At 53.2% G+C, this 438-nt stretch carries 1 protein-coding gene; it reads right to left on the reverse strand.

The annotated features are described in order from the left end of the window. Window positions 1-438, reverse strand: a 438-nt coding sequence (gene rhuM, locus H7U37_RS16580) for a RhuM family protein (RefSeq protein WP_204877020.1), incomplete at both ends; no start/stop codon positions are given.

The raw sequence follows: 438 nt of genomic DNA on the forward strand, positions 1-438 counted from the left end.
TTTTGGCAACGGTGACATCCGATTTACGGATGCGGCCTTTGGGGGCGTTTTTCCATGTGGTCAGCCCCATGTTGGGCTTGGTGCTGTCGGCACGGCCATATACGATCTCGGCGGCGGTATGATGGGTGACCGCATAGTGGAGCTTGTTCTGCACCGTTGCGAAAAACTCCTTTGTGATAGGGCTTTCCACATCGTAGTCGGCGCTGCACTGGGAATAGATGTCCGTGATTTTCTGGTAAAATCTTCTCTCACTGGCCCGGATGTCCCGGATACGCTCCAGCTGTTCCTCGAAATAATCCTTCCCAAAAAAGTTCTCCGGCTCCCGCAGTCGTGCGTCATCCATCACATAGCCTTTGATGATGAACTCTTTTAACACCCGGTTCGCCCAAATGCGGAACATGGTCGCCTTTTTGGAGTTCACCCGATACCCCACAGCGA

Origin of the sequence: Pseudoflavonifractor phocaeensis (assembly GCF_016901735.1) — a bacterium.
Taxonomy (GTDB): domain Bacteria; phylum Bacillota; class Clostridia; order Oscillospirales; family Oscillospiraceae; genus Pseudoflavonifractor_A.